Origin of the sequence: Anaeromicrobium sediminis, assembly GCF_002270055.1 — a bacterium.
Lineage (GTDB): Bacteria > Bacillota > Clostridia > Peptostreptococcales > Thermotaleaceae > Anaeromicrobium > Anaeromicrobium sediminis.
Genome location: NZ_NIBG01000001.1, coordinates 426,096 through 447,327, shown reverse-complemented (window position 1 = coordinate 447,327; position 21,232 = coordinate 426,096). Strand labels below are relative to the sequence as shown.

Here is a 21,232-nt window from a genome sequence, read left to right as displayed (position 1 = left end):
TATAGAGATGAGGTGTAGAGATTGGATTTAGGAAGTATTATTGGAGTAGTTTTGGGATTGGCACTAATAGGAGGAAGTATCCTACTTGAAGGAAGCATCTTAACATTTTACAACCTGCCTTCTATACTTATTGTTATTGGAGGAACTATTGCAGGATTGTTTGTAGCCTATCCAATGAATAAAGTAAAGGCTGCTTTTAACGTAGCACAAAAGGCATTTAAAGGTGGTTCTATTAATTATCAAGAAAGTATAAATCAAATTGTGGAAATAGCCAATGTGGCTAGAAGGGAAGGTTTGCTTGCCCTTGAGGAAGCTGCATCAAAAATTGATGATGATTTTTTAAAAAAAGGTATAATGCTTATAGTAGATGGAACTGATCCAGAGTTAGTTAGAAACATATTAGAAACGGAATTGGCATTTATAGATGAAAGACATGGGGAAGGTAGAAGTATATTTGATGCTTTAGGAGCTTTTGCCCCTGCATTTGGTATGATAGGAACCCTAATTGGATTAATTAATATGTTACAGAGTTTGGAAGATCCAACATCCGTAGGGCCTAAAATGTCAGTAGCACTTATTACCACATTTTATGGAGCCGTTTTGGCAAATTTAGTATTTATACCTATAGCTACAAAATTAAAATTAAGAAGTAAGGAAGAAATGCTAATAAAGGAAGTTATGGTTGAGGGCTTATTGTCAATACAAGCTGGTGAGAACCCAAGAATAATTGAAGTGAAACTAGAATCCTTCCTTCCTCCAAGTATGAGAAAAGGACTAGAGGATAGTTCAGAGGGAGCTGAAGGTTAGATGGCAAAGAGGAAAAAATCTGAAGAAGCAAAAGGTGGATCACCAGAATGGATGACTACCTTTAGTGACTTGATGACCTTATTATTGTGTTTTTTCGTACTATTATTTGCATTTTCCACAATAGACCAAAGGAAGTTTACTGCTGTTATGAAGTCCTTTCAAGGATCAGCAGGAGTATTACATGCAGGGAAAACTATTGATGGTAGTGAGTATATAAATAAGGGATTAAACGAGGATAAACTAACAAAACAATTGAGAGAAATTGAAAATTTTAGAGTAATGGAAGAAAAAATAAATAACTACTTAATAGAAAATGAGATGGAAAATGAAATTTTTGTAGAGTTAGAATCAAGAGGACTTTTAATAAGACTTAATGAAAATGTACTCTTTGGTTCTGGAGAGGCAGAACTTAAAGAGAATTCTAAAGAAACCTTAAGGTTTTTAGGAGATATAATTAAACAGGAAGAATTCAAATCTAAATACATTACTGTAGAAGGTCATACGGATTCGGATCCTATTATTAGGTCCAAAAAATATCCTACCAATTGGGAATTATCCATTGCACGAGCTTCTAATGTGGTTAGATTTTTAATAGAAGATACATATGTGGAGCCTAAAAGACTATCAGCCTCAGGATATAGTCAATATCATCCTGTAGCGCCAAATGATACTATGGAAAATAAAGCTAAGAATAGAAGGGTAGATATATTAATTTTGCGTTCTGATTTTTCACAATCATAATATTAGATAAAGGGTGGATTAAATGACTACTAAAAAAGTTATAATGTACAGCGTAATAGGGTTTATAATAACTGCAATTGTACTTGGTGGAACTATATTTTATACAACATCAAAGGACAAGAAGGAGGAGCCTAAAGAAGTAAAAACATATACTCATTCACTAGGGGAAATCTACGCTAACGTACAAGACAGTAGAAGAATCTTAAAGATTAATATGGATATTGAAATTTCCGATGAAAAATTAATCGAAAAATTTAATGAAAAAAATTCTAAAATTAAAAATGCAATTTTAGAGACATTAGGAAATAAAAGAGAGGAAGATTTACTAGTAGTTGGTGGACAGCAAGCTTTGAGAAAAGAAATTTTAAAAGAAGTTAAAAAAATTGTGCCCTCAAATGAAATACTGGATATCTTTTTCGTAGAATTCATAGTTCAATAGTAGAGGGGGGAATTTAATTGTCAGATGTACTATCACAAAGTGAGATAGACCAACTTTTGCAAGCATTAAGTACAGGGGAAGTAGATGCCCAAGAAATAAAAGAAGAAATAAACGAAGTAAAAATTAAAGACTATGATTTTAGAAGACCTGATAAATTCCCTAAAGATCAGATAAGAACTTTGCACATTATCCATGAAAACTATGCAAGGCTTTTGAAGAATTTTTTATCAGGATATTTAAGAAGTCTTGTAAGTGTGGAAGTAATAAGTGTAGAACAATTATCTAATTATGAGTTTACAAACTCTATATCAAATCCAACTATACTAGGAATTGTTGACTTTTCTCCCCTAGAGGGTCAAATAATAATGGATATAGGACCAGATATAGCTTTTTCTTTTGTAGACAGGCTATTAGGAGGGAATGGTGATTTATTTGAGGAAAAAAGAGGATTTACTGAGATAGAACTATCATTACTGAAAAAGATAGTAAGAGAAATGGCAAAATTGTTAAAAGATCCTTGGGAAAATGTAATTGAGCTAAGACCTAAAATCGAAAAGATAGAAACTAATTCTCAATTTGCTCAAATAGTTTCCCCAAATGAAACTATAGCGTTAGTAACACTGAATATTAAAATAGGAGAAATTGAAGGGATGATTAATATATGCATACCACATATATTAGTAGAGCCCATACTTCCCAAGCTTAATACAAAGTTTTGGTTTAATACTAAAACAAAAGAAAGCACAAAAGAAGATGAAGAAATTATCGAGAAAAGAATTGAAAAAAGTAACATAATAGTTAAAGCCATATTAGGCACCTCTTCTATAACTGTAAGAGACTTTTTAGAATTACAAATAGGAGATGTTATACCAATAGATGCAACTATTAAACAAGATGCAAAAGTGTATGTAGGTAAAAATTTAAAATATACAGGAAAAATAGGAACTAAGGGCAATAAAATGGCTATAAGAATTGAAAATGTCCTTACGAAAGGAGATGAATAATATGGCAGACATGCTTTCACAGGAAGAAATAGATGCTCTACTTAACGGAACTTCTCAAGCACCAGCACCAGCTTCAGCTCCTAGTGACTTTGGGACGAATAACTTTGGTAGTACCAATAGCCTTGATGGTGCAACTCTTACTGAGGATGAAAAGGATGCACTTGGAGAACTTGGGAATATAAGTATGGGAACTTCTGCTACTACTCTATTTACTTTACTAGGGCAGAGGGTAAATATAACTACCCCTAAAGTAACTATGCTTAGTATGAATGAACTAGCAAATCAATATCCTATTCCTTTCGTTGCAGTAGAAGTAAGTTATAAAGAAGGGATAGAAGGGACAAACCTTTTAGTTTTAAAGGAAGAAGATGTAAAGATAATAACAGATTTGATGATGGGAGGAGATGGAACAAATACTGCTGGTGAATTGACAGAGCTTCATCTAAGTGCCATCGGAGAAGCCATGAATCAAATGGTAGGATCTTCGTCCACATCCCTATCAGAAATGTTTAATAATAAAATTGATATTAATCCCCCAAAGGCCATATCAGCAAACTTTGCTAAAAGCCTAGAGTCCTTCGATTTTATAGACTATGACGATCAAATTGTAAAAGTAGCCTTTAGGATGGAAGTGGGAGATTTAATAGATAGTGAAATAATGCAAATTATCCCTATAGAGTTTGCAAAAAACATGGTGAAATCCTTATATGAAGCATCTATGGGAAGTGTAGAAATAAGTGAAGATGTAAAAACTGAAATAAATTTTGTAGAAGAGTCGACAGATAATAGCAATCATATTACAAAATATGATAATATAGATAGGGGTACAAATAATACTCAAAGGGAAATAAATAATACTCAAGCTTCTCCTGGTATTTTATATAATGCGCCTATAGAAAACCATGAACCAGCATTAGCTAGTACTGCTCAAGTGAATATACCACAACCTGTTAATGTTCAGCCAGTACAATTTGATTCTTTTGATGATACACCAAAGTATGCTGAAAGAGGAAATATTGGATTAATAAGAGATGTGCCACTTGAAGTTACTGTTGAACTTGGAAGAACTACAAAAAAGATTAGTGAAATATTATCCTTTTCTCCAGGAACGGTAATAGAACTAGATAAATTAGTTGGAGAGCCCTTAGATATACTAGTTAATGGGCAGTTTATGGCAAAGGGAGAAGTTGTAGTAATTGATGAAAACTATGGTATAAGAGTTACAGACATAGTAAAACAAAACAAAAAATAATATTAATTATTAACTTTGATAGGGAGGAATTTATATGTCAAAAGGAATTTTAGTAGTAGATGATGCAGCATTTATGAGAATGATGGTAAAAGATGTTTTAACAAAATATGGATATAATGTTTTAGGTGAGGCTGAAAATGGAGCTAAAGCTATTGAAAAATATAAAGAATTAGGACCTGATTTAGTCATAATGGATATTACTATGCCAGAAGTAGATGGAATTCAAGCAGTAAAAGAAATAAAGAAGATAAATCCGGCAGCTAAAATTGTTATGTGTTCTGCCATGGGACAACAGGCTATGGTAATTGAAGCTATACAAGCTGGTGCAGGAGATTTTATTGTAAAGCCATTCCAGGCAGATAGAATTATAGAAGCTGTTAAAAAAGTTTTAGGATAAATAGAGAGGGGAAGTTGAAATTAACTTTAAATATTATTTGAGTGCTTTCATAAGCTTCTTGTTAGTATTAGGATTAACTTACTTTGTTACTAATTTATTAGTTAGTAAGAGTAATAAATTTATAGGTAAAGCACCATTTAAAGTTATATATAAGTTTAACTTAGGTGTAAATAAATCTATAAATATAGTTGAAATATTAGATGAATATTACATATTAGCCATAGGAAAAAATGAAATAAATTTTATAGAAAAAATTTCAAAAGAAACGATAGAAAAATTTAAAGAAGATAAGGAAAGTTTTGATTTTAAAGAAATATTTAAAGGAAAGATAAATGAAGCTATAAAATACAAAAAAAGATAAGGACGAAAAATATGAAGAGTTTTCCTAAAATCAAGATTGTTTTTCTTGTACTAATTATATTAATTATGTCAACAAATGGGTCTTATGCTGAAACTACTTTATCAATTCCTAAGATAGGATTAAGTTTAGGAAAAGCTAATACGCCAAGAGAAGTATCTAGTAGCATTGAAATTTTATTTCTATTTACTATACTTGCTCTTGCTCCATCCATATTAATAATGATGACATGTTTTACTAGAATAATAATAGTTTTGTCCTTTATTAGAAAGGCAGTTGGAACTCAAACTACACCACCAAATCAAATAATGGTTGGTTTAGCCTTATTTTTAACGTTCTTTGTAATGGCTCCTATAGCTACTGAAATAAATGAGAAAGCTATAGTGCCATATACAAATGAACAAATATCTCAAGAGGAAGCCATTGAGTATGGTATGGAGCCTTTAAGGGAGTTTATGTTTAGGCAAACTAGAGAAAAGGACTTGGCATTATTTATTAATATATCTAATTCAGATGAGCCTGCCACTTTAGAGGATATTCCCAATAAGGCTCTTATACCAGCTTTTATAATAAGTGAGCTTAAGACAGGGTTTCAAATCGGGTTTATAATATTTATTCCATTTATAATGATTGATATGGTAGTAGCCAGTACTTTAATGTCTATGGGAATGATGATGTTACCACCAGTGATGATATCATTACCATTTAAGATACTATTATTTGTATTGGTAGATGGTTGGAATTTAATAATAAAATCATTAATGCTAAGTTTTAATTAGAGGTGGGAAAATGAGTCAAGGTTTAATTGTAGAATTGTTACAACAATCAATGACAAAAGTAATTTTATTAGCTGCTCCTATGCTTATGTTATCTTTATTTATGGGACTAGCCATAAGTATATTTCAAGCGACTACACAAATTCAGGAACAAACTTTGACATTTGTTCCTAAAATACTATCAGTATTAATTGCAATTATAGTATTTGGACCATGGATATTAAATACTATAGTGGATTATACAGAAGGTCTTTTTTTAAATATAGACAAGTATATACAATAAATAAGGATGAAATATGGATATAGTATTAAAATTTTTAAACAATAAGGATGTATTTTTATTAGTTTTATCACGAATTATTGGAATAATAGTGAGCATTCCATTTTTTAGGGATAAAATCATACTAAACAATATTAAAATAATACTCAGTTTTTTAATAGCAATAATAATATTTCCATTCATGGAAATTCCAAATTTGATTGATAATAGTACGTTTCTATCATTTGGACTTAATATCTTAAAAGAAAGTATTATAGGTATGAGTATAGGAATGATAGCTTATCTGTACTATACAATTGTGTATATGTCAGGGTTTATAATAGATTTGCAAATGGGTTTTTCTATGGCTAACGTGATAAGCCCGCAAGATGATACACAAGTGCCCTTAACAGCTAATTTTTTCTATTTAATTTCTGTATTGGTATTTTTATCTTCTAATGCTCATCACAAGGTAATATATGCCATAGTAGATAGTTTTAAATATATACCTATAGGTAGCACGATTAATGGCACGTTTATACTAGATTTGGTTACTAAAATATTTTCCACAAGTTTTATTATTGCCTTTAAAATTGCTGCACCTGTTATAGTTTCCATATTCCTAGCAAATGTTTTATTAGGAATACTTGCTAGGACTATGCCTCAAATGAATGTTTTTGTAGTAGGAATGCCCCTTAAAATAATAGTGGGTCTATCAGTACTAATCATACTACTACCTATATATTTAGGAATATATACTAATATATCTGATAGAATGATTGAATCAATATATGAGTTGTTCAATAGTCTTACAAGAGGATGATATAAGAATGAAGTTAGAAATAAATTTGCAACTATTTTCAGGTGAAAAAACAGAGAAAGCTACCCCGAAGAGAAGAAAAGAAGCTAGAGATAAAGGACAAGTATTAAAGAGTAAAGAAATAAATACAGCTTTCGTACTACTCGTTGTATTTGTGGCTTTAAAATTTTTGGGTTCATATATATATACAAATATAGCTACTTTTACTAAAAATATGTTATTTGAAATACAATATGTGGATGACTTTACAATAAAGACAGCTACTGCATTGTCTATTAATGTTATCGTTAAAATTTTACAAATTTTTATGCCAATTGCTGGAATTGCCCTTGTTACTGGTTTAGCTTGTAACTATATGCAAATTGGTTTTTTATTTACAACTAAAAGTCTTAAATTTGACTTAAATAAAATAAATCCTATAAGCGGTTTTAAGAGATTATTTTCAATTAGAAATGTGGTAGAATTTTTTAAGTCCATATTAAAGATTAGTCTAGTTGGATATGTTTTATTTAAATATATAATTAAAGAGGCAGTGAATTTTTTAAATGCAATAGATATGGATGTAAGTCAAATTGGAGGGTACATGTTTGATAGAGCTGTGGCAATTGGAATCAGAGGAAGTGTCATACTATTAGTATTAGGTTTCTTTGATTATTTCTATCAAAAGTGGCAATTTGAGAAGGATTTAAAAATGAGTAAACAGGAGATTAAAGAAGAATATAAGCAAATGGAGGGAGACCCTAAAATAAAGGGAAAGATTAAAGAAAGACAGAGAAAAATGGCTATGAGTAGGATGATGCAAGAAGTTCCAAAGGCAGATGTAATAATTACAAATCCAACTCACTATGCAATAGCTCTTTTATATGATAATGAGAAGCAAGAAGCCCCCATGGTCATAGCTAAGGGAAAGGATCTTATAGCTCAAAATATAAAAAGAATTGCTAAAGAAAATGAAGTTATCACAGTTGAGAATAAGCCTTTGGCAAGGGCTCTTTATGCTAGTGTGGATATAGGAGAATATATTCCTCCTAATTTATACCAGGCAGTTGCTGAAGTCTTGGCTTATGTATATAAGATTAAGAATGTGAACTAGGAGGCAAAAAAATGAGGTTTGGTGATATAGTAGTATCCCTTGCAGTAATAGCAGTAGTAGTAATAATTATAATACCAGTTCCCTTAGGGCTGCTAGACTTTTTATTGAGTATGAATATAGCACTGGCTCTATTAATATTGCTAATTTCCATATATAATAAGGAACCTTTGCAGTTTGCAATATTTCCATCCATGTTATTGTTAACTACATTACTTAGATTATCTTTAAATATTTCAACTACTAGAATGATATTATCTAAAGGAAATGCAGGAGATGTAATTGAGGCCTTTGGAGAATTTGTTATAGGTGGAAATGCTGTTGTTGGTTTTATCATATTCTTGATCATTGTAATTATACAGTTTATGGTAATTACCAAGGGTGCAGAAAGGGTTTCTGAAGTTTCAGCAAGATTTACCCTTGATGCAATGCCAGGTAAGCAAATGGCCATTGATGCAGATTTAAATTCAGGCATAATAACAGAAGCGGGAGCAAAAGAACGAAGAGAAAAAATTCAAAAGGAAGCTGATTTTTATGGAGCTATGGATGGAGCTAGTAAATTTGTTAAGGGAGATGCCATAGCAGGGATAATAATCACGGTTATTAATATAGGAGCTGGATTTGTTTTGGGTATGATAGGTGGTGGACTTAGTTTTCTCGAGGCGCTGCAAAAGTATACCCTATTAACTGTAGGAGACGGATTAGTAAGTCAAATACCAGCCTTATTAATATCTACTGCGACGGGTATTGTAGTAACTAGAGCAGCTTCAGATTCAGATTTAGGTAGTGATGTAATTAAACAATTATTTAATCAACCTAAAATAATGTTTATCGTTGCAGGAGTTTTAATGTTCTTAGGTTTTACAGGTCTACCCAAATTGCCTTTATTTATATTGGCAGCAGTATTTGTATACCTTGGTTTTATATTAAAAGAAACTATAACAGAGGAAACGGAAGAAATGGAGATACAAGAGGAAAAGGATGAAGCTAGTGAAATAAGGAAACCAGAAAATGTAATTCCTCTCCTTCAAGTGGACCCAATAGAATTAGAATTTGGATATGGAATAATACCCCTTGCTGATCCAAAGCAAGGAGGAGATTTATTTGATAGATTGGTTATGATAAGAAGACAATGTGCTTTAGAATTAGGAATTGTAGTTCCTATGATAAGATTAAGGGATAATATACAATTAGAACCTAATGAGTACCTAATTAAAATAAAGGGGATAGAAATTACTAAGGGCAAGATTATGTTTGATCATTATTTAGCTATGAATTCAGGTATGGCAGAAGGTGATGTTGAGGGAATAGATACGATAGAGCCCGCATTTGGCCTACCTGCTAAGTGGATAGAAGAAAATGAGAGAGAAAAAGCAGAAATATTTGGATATACTGTGGTAGATTCATCTTCTGTAATATCAACTCATTTAACAGAGATTGTGAAAAAACATGCCCATGAACTTATAGGAAGACAAGAAGTTAAAATGCTTATTGATAATATAAAAGAAAATCATGGAGCTTTAGTAGAAGAAGTTATACCTAAGGCAATATCTTTAGGAGGCATTCAGAAGGTTCTTTCAAACTTATTAAGAGAAGGCATATCAATAAGAGATATGGTTAGTATACTAGAAACTTTAGCGGATTATGCTCCTATTACAAACGATACGGATATGCTTACTGAGTATGTAAGGCAAGGGTTATATAGGGCCATAACAAAACAATTTATAGAAAATAATATGGCTAAAGTAATAACTTTAAATCCAGAATTAGAACAGTCAATAGTAAAATCTATACAACAATCTGAACATGGTTCTTATTTGAATTTAGAGCCGTCCTTTGCACAAAATATACTAAATAGATTAGCTAGAGAAATAGAAAAGGCTACTTCTATAGGTGAGCAGCCTATAATATTAACTTCGCCTATTGTGAGGTTCTACTTTAAAAAACTAACGGAGCAGCTAAGTAGTGAGATAGTTGTTCTTTCTTACAATGAAATGGACCCTAAGGTAGAAGTAAGGTCAATTGGGATGGTGAGTGTATAAAATGAAAGTAAAAAGATATATTGGTAAAACTTCATATGAAGCAATGATGAAAGTTAAGACAGAATTGGGAAGTGATGCAATAATATTGCACTCTAGAAAAATTAAAAAGTCTGGTATTTTAGGTATCTTTAAAAAGCCACTACATGAAGTAGTGGCTGCCGTCGATGAAGGGAAAAATGAACCTACTAACATTAAAGATAATAAATTCATATTAGATAATTTTAAAGATAGGCCTAATGAAAACTTAGGAGAATTAAAGGATAAAATAGAAAATATAGAAAATATCTTGTCAAATTTTGTTAAAGAAGGAAAAATGCAAGGGAATGAAGAAGATATAAGTAATAATATGTATATGGAGTATTATAATAATTTAATCAATTCAGGACTATCTAAGGTATCAGTAGATACTATAATGAATATTGTTAATAAGAGATTAACCTTTACGAGGGGAAATGAAGAATTTATTAACAAGGGAATTGAAAATGTAATAAAGGAAATTTTGGGACAAGTTAAGGAAGATCTGGAGATAAAAAAACAAAAGATAATAGTCTTTATGGGCCCAACGGGGGTTGGAAAAACCACCACATTAGCTAAATTAGCAGCAAAATATATAATTAACGAAAAAAAGAAAGTGGGATTTATTACAGCAGATACTTATAGAATTGCTGCTGTTGAACAATTAAAAGTGTATGCAGAAATATTAAATGTGCCAGTTTCTGTAGTGTATGAACCGCAAGAAATCAATAATGCTATAGACAACTATGAAGATAAGGATGTAATTTTAATAGATACTGCTGGTAGAAATCACAATAATTCAGAACAGCTAGAGGAAGTGAAAAAAATTATAGAATTATTGGAAGAACCGGAAATCTATCTAGTTCTTAGTAATACAAGTTCCTATATGAATATGATTGATATAATGGAAGCTTATAAATTTGTAGAAGATTATAAAATAATAATTACAAAGATAGATGAAGGTAGGAATTATGCTAATATTTTAAATGCAAAATTATACTCTAAAAAGAATTTATCTTATATGACTAATGGACAAAGTGTTCCAGATGATATAGAAATTGCTAATCCAAAGAAGATAGCAGAAAATATTGTAGGTGGATTTAATGAATGATCAAGCTAAAAAGTTAAGAGATATTATAAAGAAAAGGGATGTAGTAGTAGATGGGAATTTCCAACCTTATAATGAAGCTAGACACGAGCCTAGAATAATTGCGGTAGCTAGTGGAAAAGGTGGTGTTGGAAAATCTAATTTTACTATAAATTTAGGATTAGAACTTATAAACTTGGGATATAGGGTCACTATAATTGATGCAGACATAGGTCTGGCTAATGTAGATGTGATTTTGGGAGTTATACCGAAATACACTTTGGCAGATGTTATAAACGGAAGAAAGACTCTTAAGGAAGTAATGGCTAAAGGTCCTAAGGGAATAAATCTCATTTCAGGGGGATCTGGGTTGAAAGAACTTATAGATTTAACTGAAAGGGAGCTGAGTCCACTAGTAAGAGATTTGGATGAAGTAGGCCAAATTTCCGATTATATTCTAATAGATACGGGCGCAGGAATTAACAGTACTGTATTATCCTTTGTTAGAGCAGCTGAGCAAACTATTGTAGTCACTACACCGGAACCTACCTCAATTACTGATGCTTACGCATTAATTAAAAATATAGCTACAGATAATTTAAATGATATACGCCTTTTAATTAATAGGGTAGAATCAGAAAATGAGGCAGAAGAGGTATTTAACAAATTAAATATTACTAGTCAAAGGTTTTTGAACACTAAACTGAAAAAAATAGGTTTTTTGTATGATGACAATATGGTTTCAAAGTCAGTAAAGATGCAGAAACCTTTTACTTTAAGCTATCCTGATTCTACAGTGAGTAAAGGCATTAAAGTAATTGCAAGTAGTATAGTAGAGAAAAAGGAAAAGGATAGTTACAAAGCAGGTGGGTTTAAGAAATTTATAAATAAGCTTGTATCAGGATATAAAAAAGATTTTATCAATAGATAAGCACTTAGATAGATTATATAAAGGCTTATATACTTAATAATACTAAGTGAAGGTAGGTAGAGTGATGACAAATAATCAAATGCCCGAAGTTGGTACTAAATTAGAAATAGAGTTATTAGAAACTCTAAATATAAATAAAAAAGAGAAGCTTATTAGTCAAGTGATAGATATTATATCAGAAAATTGTTTATTAGTAGGAATTCCAATAAGCAAAGGAACAATAAGGCCAATTAGTGTAAAAGATGAGATAAAATTAATATATACAAAAAAGGGAACAGCCTCCTATGGATTTAAAGTACAAGTAATAGATAGAGGTAATAAAGGAAACATACCATATTTAAAAGTAATAAAAATAAGTGATATTGAGAAGGTCCAAAGACGGGACTATTATAGACTAGATATGGTACTAAATGTGGAAATGCATATAAACAATGATAGGGGAGAAATTATTAAGGTAATAGAAGGATTGTCTAAAGATATAAGCGGTGGTGGCATAAGAGTATTATGTAAAGAACCTATATATAAGGGAACTATTATTGAATTAATTATTAAAAGTGAAAAGGAACCAATTAAAGTTATTGCGGAAGTTTTGAGATGTACTTTATATGAAGAATTATACTCCCAGTACGAAGTCGGGTTAAAGTATAAGGATATAAGTGTTAACAATAGAGAAAAAATAGTAAAATTTATATTTGATACCCAAAGAAAAATGAGAAAAAAAGGATTGATATAAATGAAAAAAAAGAGAGTTTTAATAGTAGATGATTCTGCATTTATGAGAAGAATATTATCAGATATTATAAACTCACATGAGGATTTAGAAGTAGTTGAAACGGCAAAAAATGGTAAAGATGCCATTGGAAAGTTAGACAAACTTAATGTAGATGTGGTCACTATGGATGTAGAGATGCCCATAATGGATGGAATTCAGTGTTTAGAATGGATAATGAAAAATAAGCCATTACCTGTGGTAATGCTTAGCAGTTTGACTAAAGAGGGAGCTGACGCAACTCTAAAAGCACTGGAAGTAGGTGCCGTAGATTTTATAACTAAACCTACTAATATATTTAAAATGAATAATGATGATGTACAAATGGAAGTTACGGAGAAAATTAAGGTTGCATCACAAGTGAGAATAGGAAAAAGAACATCAATTAGAAGGACATATAAAACAAAAGTAGATTCAACTAAAAGTATTCATAAAACATTTAATACTAAATTAAATAAAGTTGTGTTAGTAGGCACATCTACAGGTGGTCCTAGGGCACTTCAATATGTAATACCATACATAGAAAAGAATATCCAAGGAAGTTTATTAATAGTACAACATATGCCTGCCGGTTTCACTAAATCCTTGGCAAAACGGTTAAATGACTTATCACAAATTAATGTGAAAGAAGCTGAGGATAATGATATTTTAATGCCAGGACATGCTTATATTGCACCTGGAGATAGGCACATGAAAATAAAAAAGGTTAGTGGTGGGTATAAAATACAACTTTCAACAGATAAGCCAGTTTCAGGTCACAGACCTTCTGTAGATGTATTATTTGACTCTGCAGCTAATGAAGTTTCTACAGATATACTAGGAGTCATAATGACAGGTATGGGTTCTGATGGAGCTAAAGGCATGGTGAATTTAAAGTCAAAGGGAGCCACAACTATTGCTCAAGATGAAGAAAGCTGTGTGGTTTATGGAATGCCTAAGTCGGCTGTAAACCTAGGGTGTGTTGATAAAATTGTATCTTTGCAGGATATTGCTGATGAGATAAATAAAATAGTGGGGGTATAGTCATGGATATAAACCAATATTTAGAAATTTTTATAGAAGAATCTAAAGAAAATTTACAAAATATGAATGAAGCACTACTAAAACTAGAAAATGATAAAGATGAAATTGAGTTAGTACATGAAATTTTTCGAGTAGCCCATACTTTAAAGGGAATGTCTGCAACTATGGGTTTTGGTAAAATTGCTCATTTCACCCATGAAATGGAAGATATATTACAATCTGTAAGAAGTGGTGAAGTAAGAATAACTGATAATATAATAGATGTATTATTTCAATGTTTAGATGTACTAGAAGAATATATTAACAACATAGTGGAAACTGGAAGTGAAGGAGATAAGGATTATTCACACTTATTAGTAAAGCTTCATGAAGCCATTAATCCAGAAAATTCTCAAGTTGTAGAGGAAGTAAAGGAAGAAGTGGCAGCTACTGTAGAAAATACTATAGAAACTACAGAAGAGGTTCAACTTAATGAGAACGGACGTATAGAGATTGAAATTGATGAATTTACTAAAAATGCCATATTAAAATCTGTGAAAGATGGGTTTAATTCTTTTAAGTTAAAAATAGAATTAAATCAAAATTGCATGCTAAAATCTGCACGAGCATTTATCATATTTAATACCCTTGAAAAAGATGGAGAAATTGTAAAAGCTAATCCTACTGTAGAAGATATAGAGGATGAAAATTTTGAATATACCTTTGAATTAGTAATCATATCAAGAAGTGATGGAAATGAAATATTAGAAAGAATAAAAAGTATATCTGAAATCGAAAATGTACATATAGAAACAATTATGGAAAAAGCAAAGGAAACTGTAACTGAACCTGTAAAAGAGACAGTAAAAGCGGAGAAGAAAAAAATAGAACCTAAGAAAACAGCTAATAAAGAAGAAAAAGCAAGAAACTCTAAACCAAAATTAGGAAAGACCGTTAGAGTAGATATAGATAGATTAGATAATTTGATGAATTTAGTAAGTGAATTAATAATAACTCGATCAAGACTTACTGATATGGAAGAGACTACTAAAAAACAAGATATGAATGAGTCCATTGAATATTTAGAAAGAATTACTACTAACTTACATGATGCTGTTATGAAGGTTAGAATGGTTCCTATAGAAAGGGTATTTAACAGATTTCCTAGAATGGTAAGAGATTTATCTAAAGAACTAGGTAAAGAGATTTCTTTAATTATGTCTGGAGAAGAAACGGAAGTAGATAGAACTGTAATAGATGAAATAGGAGATCCATTAATCCATTTAATAAGAAATTCAATAGACCATGGAATAGAAAATCCAGAGGAAAGAATTAAAAATGGAAAATCAGAGATTGGTACGGTTAAGTTAATAGCTTATCCAGATGGTAATAGTGTAGTGATTGAAGTGGAAGATGATGGTGGCGGAATTAACATAGATAAGGTTAAGAATAAAGCCAAAGATAATGGATTAATTACAGAAGAGCAAATGAGCACTATAGATGATAGAGATGCATTGCAATTATTATTTAAATCAGGGTTTTCTACTGCTGACAAAATATCAGATATTTCAGGACGTGGCGTAGGATTAGATGTAGTAAAAACAAAGATAGAATCTTTAGGTGGAGCAGTGGAAGTTCAAAGTACAAGACTTAGAGGTTCGAAATTTATCATTAGGCTACCTTTAACTTTAGCCATAATACAAGCTTTATTGGTTAATGTAGGGGAAGAAAAATATGCTATAGCATTAAACTCTATTAAGGAAATAGTAACTATTAAATCAGAGAATATAAGGAAAATTCAAGAACAAGAAGTTGTTTTATATAGAGATACTACTCTCCCACTTTTAAGAATGGAAAAAATATTAGATGTAAGTACAAATGAAGAAAATAAGGAAGATTTAATTGTAGTTGTGGTTAAAAAGGGAGAACAAGTGGCTGGATTTATTGTAGATGGTCTTATTGGCCAACAAGAAATTGTTATAAAGTCATTAGGGAAGTTTTTAGCAGGAATTAATATTATAGCTGGAGCTACTATTTTAGGTAATGGTCAAGTAGCGCTGATTGTTGATACTAATTCATTACTATAAGTTAAAGGAGTAGATATACATGAGTGAAAATGTGCAATTACTAGAAAATCAATATGTATTATTTAAATTGGGAAAAGAATATTATGGAATTGATATTCATAATGTACAAACTATAGAGAAGGTCATAGATATTACTAGAGTTCCCCATTCGCCAGCTTATGTGGAGGGAGTAATAAACTTAAGAGGAGAAATAATTCCAGTAATAAATCTAAGAACCAGATTAAATCTAGAAAATGTTCAAGTAACTAGTGAAAGTAGGATAATTATAACCAAATGTGATGAAATTATTGTAGGATTACTTGTAGATTCTTCTTCAGAAGTAATAAGTTTAGATGAAATACAATTAGAAGATGCACCAAAGGTAAGTGAGAATATATCAGAAAAAAACATTAAGGGCATTGGGAAAGACAAAGACAGAATCATAATATTATTGGACATAGAAGGGATTTTACAAAGTTAAGTATTTTATTTAAGGAGAGAAAGATAATTATGAAAATAACTTTAGATGAAATAAATAATGAACAAATGGATGTTTTAAAGGAGATAGGAAATATAGGAGCAGGAAATGCAACTACAGCCTTAGCCACTATGTTAAATAAAAGAATAGATATGAAGGTTCCTAAAGTAGACATATTAGAGTTTAATGAAGTTACTGAGTTATTAGGGGGAGCTGAAAAAAAAATATGTGGTATTAATTTTGATGTGGATGGAGATATAAATGGAAACATAATGTTTTTATTAAATATGGATTCTTCAAAAAAATTAGCCAATATGCTTATGAATAAGGAGGACCATGTAGAAGAATTAAGCGAATGGGACATATCTGCCTTACAGGAAGTTGGGAATATTTTATCAGGTGCATATGTACGTTCATTAACTACTTTAACTCAATTAGATATGAAAATTTCCATTCCTTCTTTGACTGTCGATATGGCAGGAGCAATACTAAGTGTACCAATAATTCAATATGGGCAAGTTGGAGACAAGGTTTTATTAATAGAAACAGAGTTAAATGAGGGGAACAATAATATAAAAGGATATTTTTTCTTAATCCCAGATGTAGAATCCTTTGAAATACTATTAAAGAGTTTAGGAGTGCTAGAATAATGGGGAAAGTAATTAAAGTGGGGATGGCAGATTTAAATGTGGCAAAATCAGGGGATTGCTTAACTACTCTAGGATTAGGTTCCTGTATAGGAATTACTCTATATGATCCAATAAGTAAAGTGGCGGGGTTGGCTCATATAATGCTTCCTTCTAGTAAAAGTATTAAGAATAATAGTAATCCAGCAAAGTTTGCAGATACGGCTATGGATATTTTAATAGATAAAATGATTAAGGCTGGAGCACGAAAAACTCGTCTCGTAAGTAAAATTGCAGGTGGAGCTCAAATGTTTTCCTTTTCAACTAAAAATGACTTGATGAAAATAGGACAAAGAAATGCAATTGCTACCAAAGAAATTTTAAAAGAAAAAGGAATACGACTAATAGGTGACGATACAGGCGGGAATTTTGGAAGGACTATAGAAATAAATTCAGATACGGGAATTTTGTTCATAAAAACTATTGGAAAAGGTACAAAAGAAATATAGTAGGAGTTGTCTAAATGTTTATACTGAAATATCTTCATTATTTTCTTTTAAGTATGTTTATGATAATTGGAGCAATCATAGGTATTGTTAAAAAAATGGAGTTTTCCGTATTTTTAAGTAGAGGATTAATACTTTATATAATTTTATTTATTGCTACTAAGTATTTTGTCAATAATATGTTAGAAGTGAAAGAAAAAGAATCGTTTAGTCCCTTAGATATAGTAGAGAAATATGGGGAAAAGAAATAATCTAGGGGGGATTTTTTATGGATGATAAAAAGTTATGGCAGCTATATGCAAAGACAAAAGATAAGCATATAAAAGAGAAATTGATTTTAAAATATGTTTCCATAGTAAAAAATGTGGCTGGTAGATTATTTAGTAGCTATGGAAATAATGTGGAATATGAGGATCTAATAAGTTACGGGATTTTTGGACTCATGGATGCTATTGAAAAATTTGATCATAATAAAAATGTGAAATTTGAGACCTATGCTCAAATTAGAATTAGAGGAGCCATAATAGATCAATTGAGAAATTTAGATTGGGTTCCTAGGTCAATAAGGCAAAAACATAAAAATATTGAACGAGCTTATTTTGAATTGGAAAATAAGCTAGGAAGATATGCTACAGATACGGAAATTGCAGAATATGTAGGCATAAGTAAAAGGGAATTAGATAATGTATTTAATGAAATTCATACCTTATCGGTAGTGTCACTTGAAGAAAAAATATCTAACAATAGCAGTTTTTCCATAGTATCCAATTATCATGAGTATAACCCAGACAAGACCATAGAGAAAGAAGAAATAAAAGCGGAGTTAATTAGAAGTCTAGAGAATTTGTCAGAGAAAGAACAAATGGTTATAAAATTATATTATTATGAGGAGTTGACTTATAAAGAAATTGCCCATATTCTTAATGTATCTGAATCAAGAATATCCCAAATTCATAGTAAGGCAATAAATAAATTAGGAACTAAACTTTCAAATATAATATAGTTTTAAAGTGCGAAGGTGGGATTGAAGTGAATAAACTATTTTTAGATGTTTCACAGGATAACATGGTAGTAAATATTACCATACTTGATGAGGCGTTAAAAACGGAAGCACACATTTTAAGTGCTTTAAAAGAAAGAGGAATAAAGTATGGAATAGATCATCCGAAAATTAAAGAACTTTTAAATAGTGAAAATCATATAATTAAAGAAGAAATTGCTAGAGGTATTACTTCTGTCGATGGGAAAGATGCTAAAATAAACCTTTCCTTTTCTTTAGATAAAAAAGTTAAGCCTAAAATGAATGAAGATGGAACTGTTGATTTCAAAGAATTAAATCTAATTACAATGGTGGAACAAGGTGAATTATTGGGTCAAAAGGACTTGCCTGCAAATGGTTCCGACGGAATAGATGTATTCGGAAGGACTGTACGAGCTAGGAAAGGAAAAGATATTCTATTAAGGGCTGGTAAGAACACTAGTTTGAGTGAGGATGGTCTTAGTGTATATGCAGATATTGCTGGACAAGTGTTATATGATGAAGGAAAAATAAGTGTATCTAATGTATATGAAATTCAAGGGGATGTGGACAATAATACTGGAAATATTCACTTTGATGGAAATATTGTTATAAATGGACATGTGAGAACTGGTTTTGAGGTGGAGGCCACTGGGAACATTGAAATTTTTGGTGTGGTAGAAGGAGCTCGAGTAAAAGCTGGTGGGCATATAATTATTCACAAGGGAATACAAAGTCAAAATAATGGATATATAATTTGTGAAGGTAACTTGAATTGTAAATACATACAAAATAGTAATGTAGTTGTGAGAGGAGATCTTTTTGTAGATATAATAATGCATTCTAGTGTACAAGTGCAAGGGGCTGTATATGCAAAAGGAAAAAAAGGATTAATCGTAGGAGGTGAAACCACTGCTGCTAAAGAAATCGAGGCTATGATCATAGGCTCTAGCATGGCCACTATTACTAGAATAGAGACAGGGATTAATCCTGAAAGTAAAGAAACATATAAAAAAGTACAAGAAGAGTTAAAGGTAGTAAGTAGAAATCGTGAAAATGTAATAAAGGCAATAAAACTATTAAATAAAATTATTGATACTCCATTGTTTACTAAGGATAAGCAATCCATATATGAAAAGTCTATTAAAACAGAGAATTTTTTAAAGATTAAAGAAATAGAGTTAAATGAAGAATTGGATTCCATAGAAGAGCAAATTGCCAAGTCAAAGGAAATAGGGTCAGTTAAGATAGATGAGGGGGTTTATCCAGGAGTTAAGATATCAGTAAATAATGCTATTTACTATGTAAGGGATGAATTGAGTAAAGTTAAATTTATAAAAAATGAGGATGGCATAAAAATAATACACCTATAGGGATGGTGAAATTATGTATATTAGGCCGCTAGATTTTCAAAATAATTATTTTAAAAGTCAAGAAGTAGCAAAAAATAGACAAACTGAAGTTAATAAATTTACATTAGATGCAAGTTATATGGCACAAGAAGAACAAAAAAAAACAGAGATAAAGACAAAAAAAATAAATAAATCAGAAAGAAAAGATGATGCTCACATAAAAAATAATGACAAGGAAAAGGGAAGAAAGAAAAAGAAAAGGGAAAAAGAAAAAAAGAAAAAAGATGATATAGGATCTAATCTAGATATAAAGATATAAAGATATAAAGTAGGGATGAAATGTTAAATTATATTATATTAGTAATAGGTGTCTTATTTGTAATAGTAGCAACCCTTTCTTTCCTTAAAGATGGAAGAGAGGAAGAAGTGTCAGAGGACTTTTCTTTAGGAAATATGGAATATGAAATTCATAAGGAAAAGGATAAAGAGATTATAAAAAAGGTAGATGGGAAACTAGAGTATATTGAGGAATGTATAGAACTCATAGATATGAAGGTAGACAATCTAAATAGTAAAAATAAAAAGGAAAAAGGAAATGAATTAAAGGTACAAGAAAAAAATATAAATCAAGAGGTAATAAACAAAGATAGAATGAATGAAGAAATAGTTAGATTATATAAAAATGGTTACTCCATATCCCAAATAGCAAAACAATTGAATAAGGGAATCGGTGAGGTACAACTTATATGCAATTTAAAAAAGAGGTGATTCTTTGAAAAGGAAATTAAAGACAACATTGCTTATGGGAATTGGAATAGGATTTATAATTTGTTCTACGTTTAATATTATTAGTAAAGAATTCTTTCAAGAAGAAATAAATGATGAGTATATTAAAACAAAGGCAAAACAAATGGGAATGGTAGATCCTAAAGATCACTTTGTAAAAAAAGATATATATAACAAGGAAGTTAAGAAAGAAGAACCTGTTATGAAAAAAAAAAATGAAAAAGAATTAATAAAAGTTGTTATTCCTAAAGGTTCCACTAGTGAAGAGATAGGGGAAATACTAAAAAGCCACAATGTAATACAATCTACTAAACTTTTCTTGAGAAAGATAAATGATAAAAACTTAGAAGAAAAGTTAAGGTGGGGAGTATATGAAATGAAAATAAATGCGTCTATTGATGAAATAATTGAGAAAATTATAGTTAAAAAATAAGAATAAGAATTATAAATATGGAAATAATACCTATGTATTGAAATAAATTTAAAAAAGTTATTGCAAAAGGCCTATGTACGTGTTATACTACATAAGGTAATTATGACACACACTTTGAGATTTTAAAGTTGGTCCCTATGAAGGGTGCTTGAAAAGATGACCAAAGTGGAGGGAAAAA

General features: G+C 30.7%; 26 protein-coding genes. All 26 read left to right on the top strand.

Annotation, left to right across the window (positions count from 1 at the left end):
* Positions 1 to 21 precede the first annotated feature (21 nt).
* A complete protein-coding gene (locus CCE28_RS02210; RefSeq protein WP_095130507.1) occupies positions 22 to 807 on the top strand; it encodes a flagellar motor protein in 786 nt (261 codons plus the stop codon).
* A complete protein-coding gene (locus CCE28_RS02205) occupies positions 808 to 1,548 on the top strand; it encodes a flagellar motor protein MotB (RefSeq protein ID WP_095130505.1) in 741 nt (246 codons plus the stop codon). It abuts the gene before it with no gap.
* A 22-nt stretch (positions 1,549 to 1,570) separates the two neighbouring features.
* The gene (locus CCE28_RS02200) at positions 1,571 to 1,987 is read left to right on the top strand and encodes a flagellar basal body-associated FliL family protein (protein WP_095130503.1); all 417 of its coding nucleotides are present in this window, start codon (positions 1,571 to 1,573) and stop codon (positions 1,985 to 1,987) included.
* 17 nt (positions 1,988 to 2,004) lie between these two features.
* On the top strand, positions 2,005 to 2,991 hold the full coding sequence (gene fliM, locus CCE28_RS02195; protein WP_095130501.1) for a flagellar motor switch protein FliM: 987 nt from the start codon (positions 2,005 to 2,007) through the stop codon (positions 2,989 to 2,991).
* Between the two features lies 1 nt (position 2,992).
* Positions 2,993 to 4,243 carry a flagellar motor switch phosphatase FliY gene (fliY, locus tag CCE28_RS02190; protein ID WP_095130499.1) on the top strand — a complete coding sequence of 417 codons (1,251 nt, stop codon included), beginning with the start codon at positions 2,993 to 2,995 and terminating at the stop codon, positions 4,241 to 4,243.
* 34 nt (positions 4,244 to 4,277) lie between these two features.
* Complete coding sequence (locus CCE28_RS02185) at positions 4,278 to 4,640, top strand: response regulator (protein ID WP_095130497.1); 363 nt, start codon at positions 4,278 to 4,280, stop codon at positions 4,638 to 4,640.
* A 37-nt stretch (positions 4,641 to 4,677) separates the two neighbouring features.
* Positions 4,678 to 5,001 (top strand): flagellar biosynthetic protein FliO, encoded by a 324-nt coding sequence (locus CCE28_RS02180; protein WP_176461605.1) that lies wholly within the window; start codon positions 4,678 to 4,680, stop codon positions 4,999 to 5,001.
* An 11-nt stretch (positions 5,002 to 5,012) separates the two neighbouring features.
* The gene (gene fliP, locus CCE28_RS02175; protein WP_095130493.1) at positions 5,013 to 5,777 is read left to right on the top strand and encodes a flagellar type III secretion system pore protein FliP; all 765 of its coding nucleotides are present in this window, start codon (positions 5,013 to 5,015) and stop codon (positions 5,775 to 5,777) included.
* Between the two features lie 10 nt (positions 5,778 to 5,787).
* Positions 5,788 to 6,057 (top strand): flagellar biosynthesis protein FliQ, encoded by a 270-nt coding sequence (fliQ, locus tag CCE28_RS02170; RefSeq protein ID WP_095130491.1) that lies wholly within the window; start codon positions 5,788 to 5,790, stop codon positions 6,055 to 6,057.
* Between the two features lie 13 nt (positions 6,058 to 6,070).
* Entirely contained in the window at positions 6,071 to 6,856 is a 786-nt protein-coding gene (fliR, locus tag CCE28_RS02165; RefSeq protein ID WP_095130489.1) for a flagellar biosynthetic protein FliR, read from the top strand.
* A 7-nt stretch (positions 6,857 to 6,863) separates the two neighbouring features.
* Positions 6,864 to 7,946 (top strand): flagellar biosynthesis protein FlhB, encoded by a 1,083-nt coding sequence (gene flhB, locus CCE28_RS02160; RefSeq protein WP_095130487.1) that lies wholly within the window; start codon positions 6,864 to 6,866, stop codon positions 7,944 to 7,946.
* 11 nt (positions 7,947 to 7,957) lie between these two features.
* Positions 7,958 to 9,985 (top strand): flagellar biosynthesis protein FlhA, encoded by a 2,028-nt coding sequence (flhA, locus tag CCE28_RS02155; RefSeq protein WP_095130485.1) that lies wholly within the window; start codon positions 7,958 to 7,960, stop codon positions 9,983 to 9,985.
* Position 9,986: 1 nt separating this feature from the next.
* Complete coding sequence (flhF, locus tag CCE28_RS02150; protein ID WP_095130483.1) at positions 9,987 to 11,111, top strand: flagellar biosynthesis protein FlhF; 1,125 nt, start codon at positions 9,987 to 9,989, stop codon at positions 11,109 to 11,111.
* On the top strand, positions 11,104 to 12,018 hold the full coding sequence (locus CCE28_RS02145) for a MinD/ParA family protein (RefSeq protein WP_095130481.1): 915 nt from the start codon (positions 11,104 to 11,106) through the stop codon (positions 12,016 to 12,018). The genes flhF and CCE28_RS02145 overlap by 8 nt, the downstream gene beginning before the upstream one ends.
* 64 nt (positions 12,019 to 12,082) lie before the next feature.
* On the top strand, positions 12,083 to 12,751 hold the full coding sequence (locus CCE28_RS22000; protein ID WP_176461604.1) for a flagellar brake protein: 669 nt from the start codon (positions 12,083 to 12,085) through the stop codon (positions 12,749 to 12,751).
* Entirely contained in the window at positions 12,752 to 13,810 is a 1,059-nt protein-coding gene (locus CCE28_RS21810) for a protein-glutamate methylesterase/protein-glutamine glutaminase (RefSeq protein WP_176461603.1), read from the top strand.
* A gap of 2 nt (positions 13,811 to 13,812) precedes the next feature.
* Positions 13,813 to 15,876 carry a chemotaxis protein CheA gene (locus tag CCE28_RS02135; protein WP_095130479.1) on the top strand — a complete coding sequence of 688 codons (2,064 nt, stop codon included), beginning with the start codon at positions 13,813 to 13,815 and terminating at the stop codon, positions 15,874 to 15,876.
* A gap of 19 nt (positions 15,877 to 15,895) precedes the next feature.
* Positions 15,896 to 16,336 (top strand): chemotaxis protein CheW, encoded by a 441-nt coding sequence (locus CCE28_RS02130; RefSeq protein WP_095130476.1) that lies wholly within the window; start codon positions 15,896 to 15,898, stop codon positions 16,334 to 16,336.
* Between the two features lie 29 nt (positions 16,337 to 16,365).
* Complete coding sequence (locus CCE28_RS02125; RefSeq protein WP_095130475.1) at positions 16,366 to 16,983, top strand: chemotaxis protein CheC; 618 nt, start codon at positions 16,366 to 16,368, stop codon at positions 16,981 to 16,983.
* Complete coding sequence (locus CCE28_RS02120) at positions 16,983 to 17,468, top strand: chemotaxis protein CheD (protein ID WP_095130473.1); 486 nt, start codon at positions 16,983 to 16,985, stop codon at positions 17,466 to 17,468. The genes CCE28_RS02125 and CCE28_RS02120 overlap by 1 nt, the downstream gene beginning before the upstream one ends.
* A gap of 14 nt (positions 17,469 to 17,482) precedes the next feature.
* Positions 17,483 to 17,716, top strand: coding sequence for a hypothetical protein (locus tag CCE28_RS02115; RefSeq protein ID WP_095130471.1), 234 nt, complete (start codon positions 17,483 to 17,485; stop codon positions 17,714 to 17,716).
* 17 nt (positions 17,717 to 17,733) lie between these two features.
* On the top strand, positions 17,734 to 18,468 hold the full coding sequence (locus tag CCE28_RS02110; RefSeq protein WP_095130469.1) for a FliA/WhiG family RNA polymerase sigma factor: 735 nt from the start codon (positions 17,734 to 17,736) through the stop codon (positions 18,466 to 18,468).
* Positions 18,469 to 18,494: 26 nt separating this feature from the next.
* Entirely contained in the window at positions 18,495 to 19,856 is a 1,362-nt protein-coding gene (locus tag CCE28_RS02105; RefSeq protein ID WP_095130468.1) for a DUF342 domain-containing protein, read from the top strand.
* A 13-nt stretch (positions 19,857 to 19,869) separates the two neighbouring features.
* Positions 19,870 to 20,154, top strand: coding sequence for a hypothetical protein (locus CCE28_RS02100; protein WP_095130466.1), 285 nt, complete (start codon positions 19,870 to 19,872; stop codon positions 20,152 to 20,154).
* 20 nt (positions 20,155 to 20,174) lie between these two features.
* On the top strand, positions 20,175 to 20,603 hold the full coding sequence (locus tag CCE28_RS02095; RefSeq protein WP_095130464.1) for a DUF6115 domain-containing protein: 429 nt from the start codon (positions 20,175 to 20,177) through the stop codon (positions 20,601 to 20,603).
* 4 nt (positions 20,604 to 20,607) lie between these two features.
* The gene (locus tag CCE28_RS02090; RefSeq protein ID WP_095130462.1) at positions 20,608 to 21,054 is read left to right on the top strand and encodes an endolytic transglycosylase MltG; all 447 of its coding nucleotides are present in this window, start codon (positions 20,608 to 20,610) and stop codon (positions 21,052 to 21,054) included.
* Positions 21,055 to 21,232 lie beyond the last annotated feature (178 nt).

Coding starts and splice junctions, on each gene's coding strand:
- CCE28_RS02200 (WP_095130503.1), top strand. CDS start 1,571: ATGACTACTAAAAAAGTTATAATGTACAGCGTAATAGGGTTTATAATA.
- CCE28_RS02130 (WP_095130476.1), top strand. CDS start 15,896: ATGAGTGAAAATGTGCAATTACTAGAAAATCAATATGTATTATTTAAA.
- fliR (WP_095130489.1), top strand. CDS start 6,071: ATGGATATAGTATTAAAATTTTTAAACAATAAGGATGTATTTTTATTA.
- flhA (WP_095130485.1), top strand. CDS start 7,958: ATGAGGTTTGGTGATATAGTAGTATCCCTTGCAGTAATAGCAGTAGTA.
- CCE28_RS02100 (WP_095130466.1), top strand. CDS start 19,870: ATGTATATTAGGCCGCTAGATTTTCAAAATAATTATTTTAAAAGTCAA.
- CCE28_RS02120 (WP_095130473.1), top strand. CDS start 16,983: ATGGGGAAAGTAATTAAAGTGGGGATGGCAGATTTAAATGTGGCAAAA.
- CCE28_RS02110 (WP_095130469.1), top strand. CDS start 17,734: ATGGATGATAAAAAGTTATGGCAGCTATATGCAAAGACAAAAGATAAG.
- fliQ (WP_095130491.1), top strand. CDS start 5,788: ATGAGTCAAGGTTTAATTGTAGAATTGTTACAACAATCAATGACAAAA.
- fliY (WP_095130499.1), top strand. CDS start 2,993: ATGGCAGACATGCTTTCACAGGAAGAAATAGATGCTCTACTTAACGGA.
- CCE28_RS02125 (WP_095130475.1), top strand. CDS start 16,366: ATGAAAATAACTTTAGATGAAATAAATAATGAACAAATGGATGTTTTA.
- fliP (WP_095130493.1), top strand. CDS start 5,013: ATGAAGAGTTTTCCTAAAATCAAGATTGTTTTTCTTGTACTAATTATA.
- CCE28_RS02115 (WP_095130471.1), top strand. CDS start 17,483: ATGTTTATACTGAAATATCTTCATTATTTTCTTTTAAGTATGTTTATG.
- CCE28_RS02095 (WP_095130464.1), top strand. CDS start 20,175: ATGTTAAATTATATTATATTAGTAATAGGTGTCTTATTTGTAATAGTA.
- flhF (WP_095130483.1), top strand. CDS start 9,987: ATGAAAGTAAAAAGATATATTGGTAAAACTTCATATGAAGCAATGATG.
- CCE28_RS02185 (WP_095130497.1), top strand. CDS start 4,278: ATGTCAAAAGGAATTTTAGTAGTAGATGATGCAGCATTTATGAGAATG.
- CCE28_RS02135 (WP_095130479.1), top strand. CDS start 13,813: ATGGATATAAACCAATATTTAGAAATTTTTATAGAAGAATCTAAAGAA.
- CCE28_RS22000 (WP_176461604.1), top strand. CDS start 12,083: ATGACAAATAATCAAATGCCCGAAGTTGGTACTAAATTAGAAATAGAG.
- CCE28_RS02145 (WP_095130481.1), top strand. CDS start 11,104: ATGAATGATCAAGCTAAAAAGTTAAGAGATATTATAAAGAAAAGGGAT.
- CCE28_RS02205 (WP_095130505.1), top strand. CDS start 808: ATGGCAAAGAGGAAAAAATCTGAAGAAGCAAAAGGTGGATCACCAGAA.
- CCE28_RS21810 (WP_176461603.1), top strand. CDS start 12,752: ATGAAAAAAAAGAGAGTTTTAATAGTAGATGATTCTGCATTTATGAGA.
- flhB (WP_095130487.1), top strand. CDS start 6,864: ATGAAGTTAGAAATAAATTTGCAACTATTTTCAGGTGAAAAAACAGAG.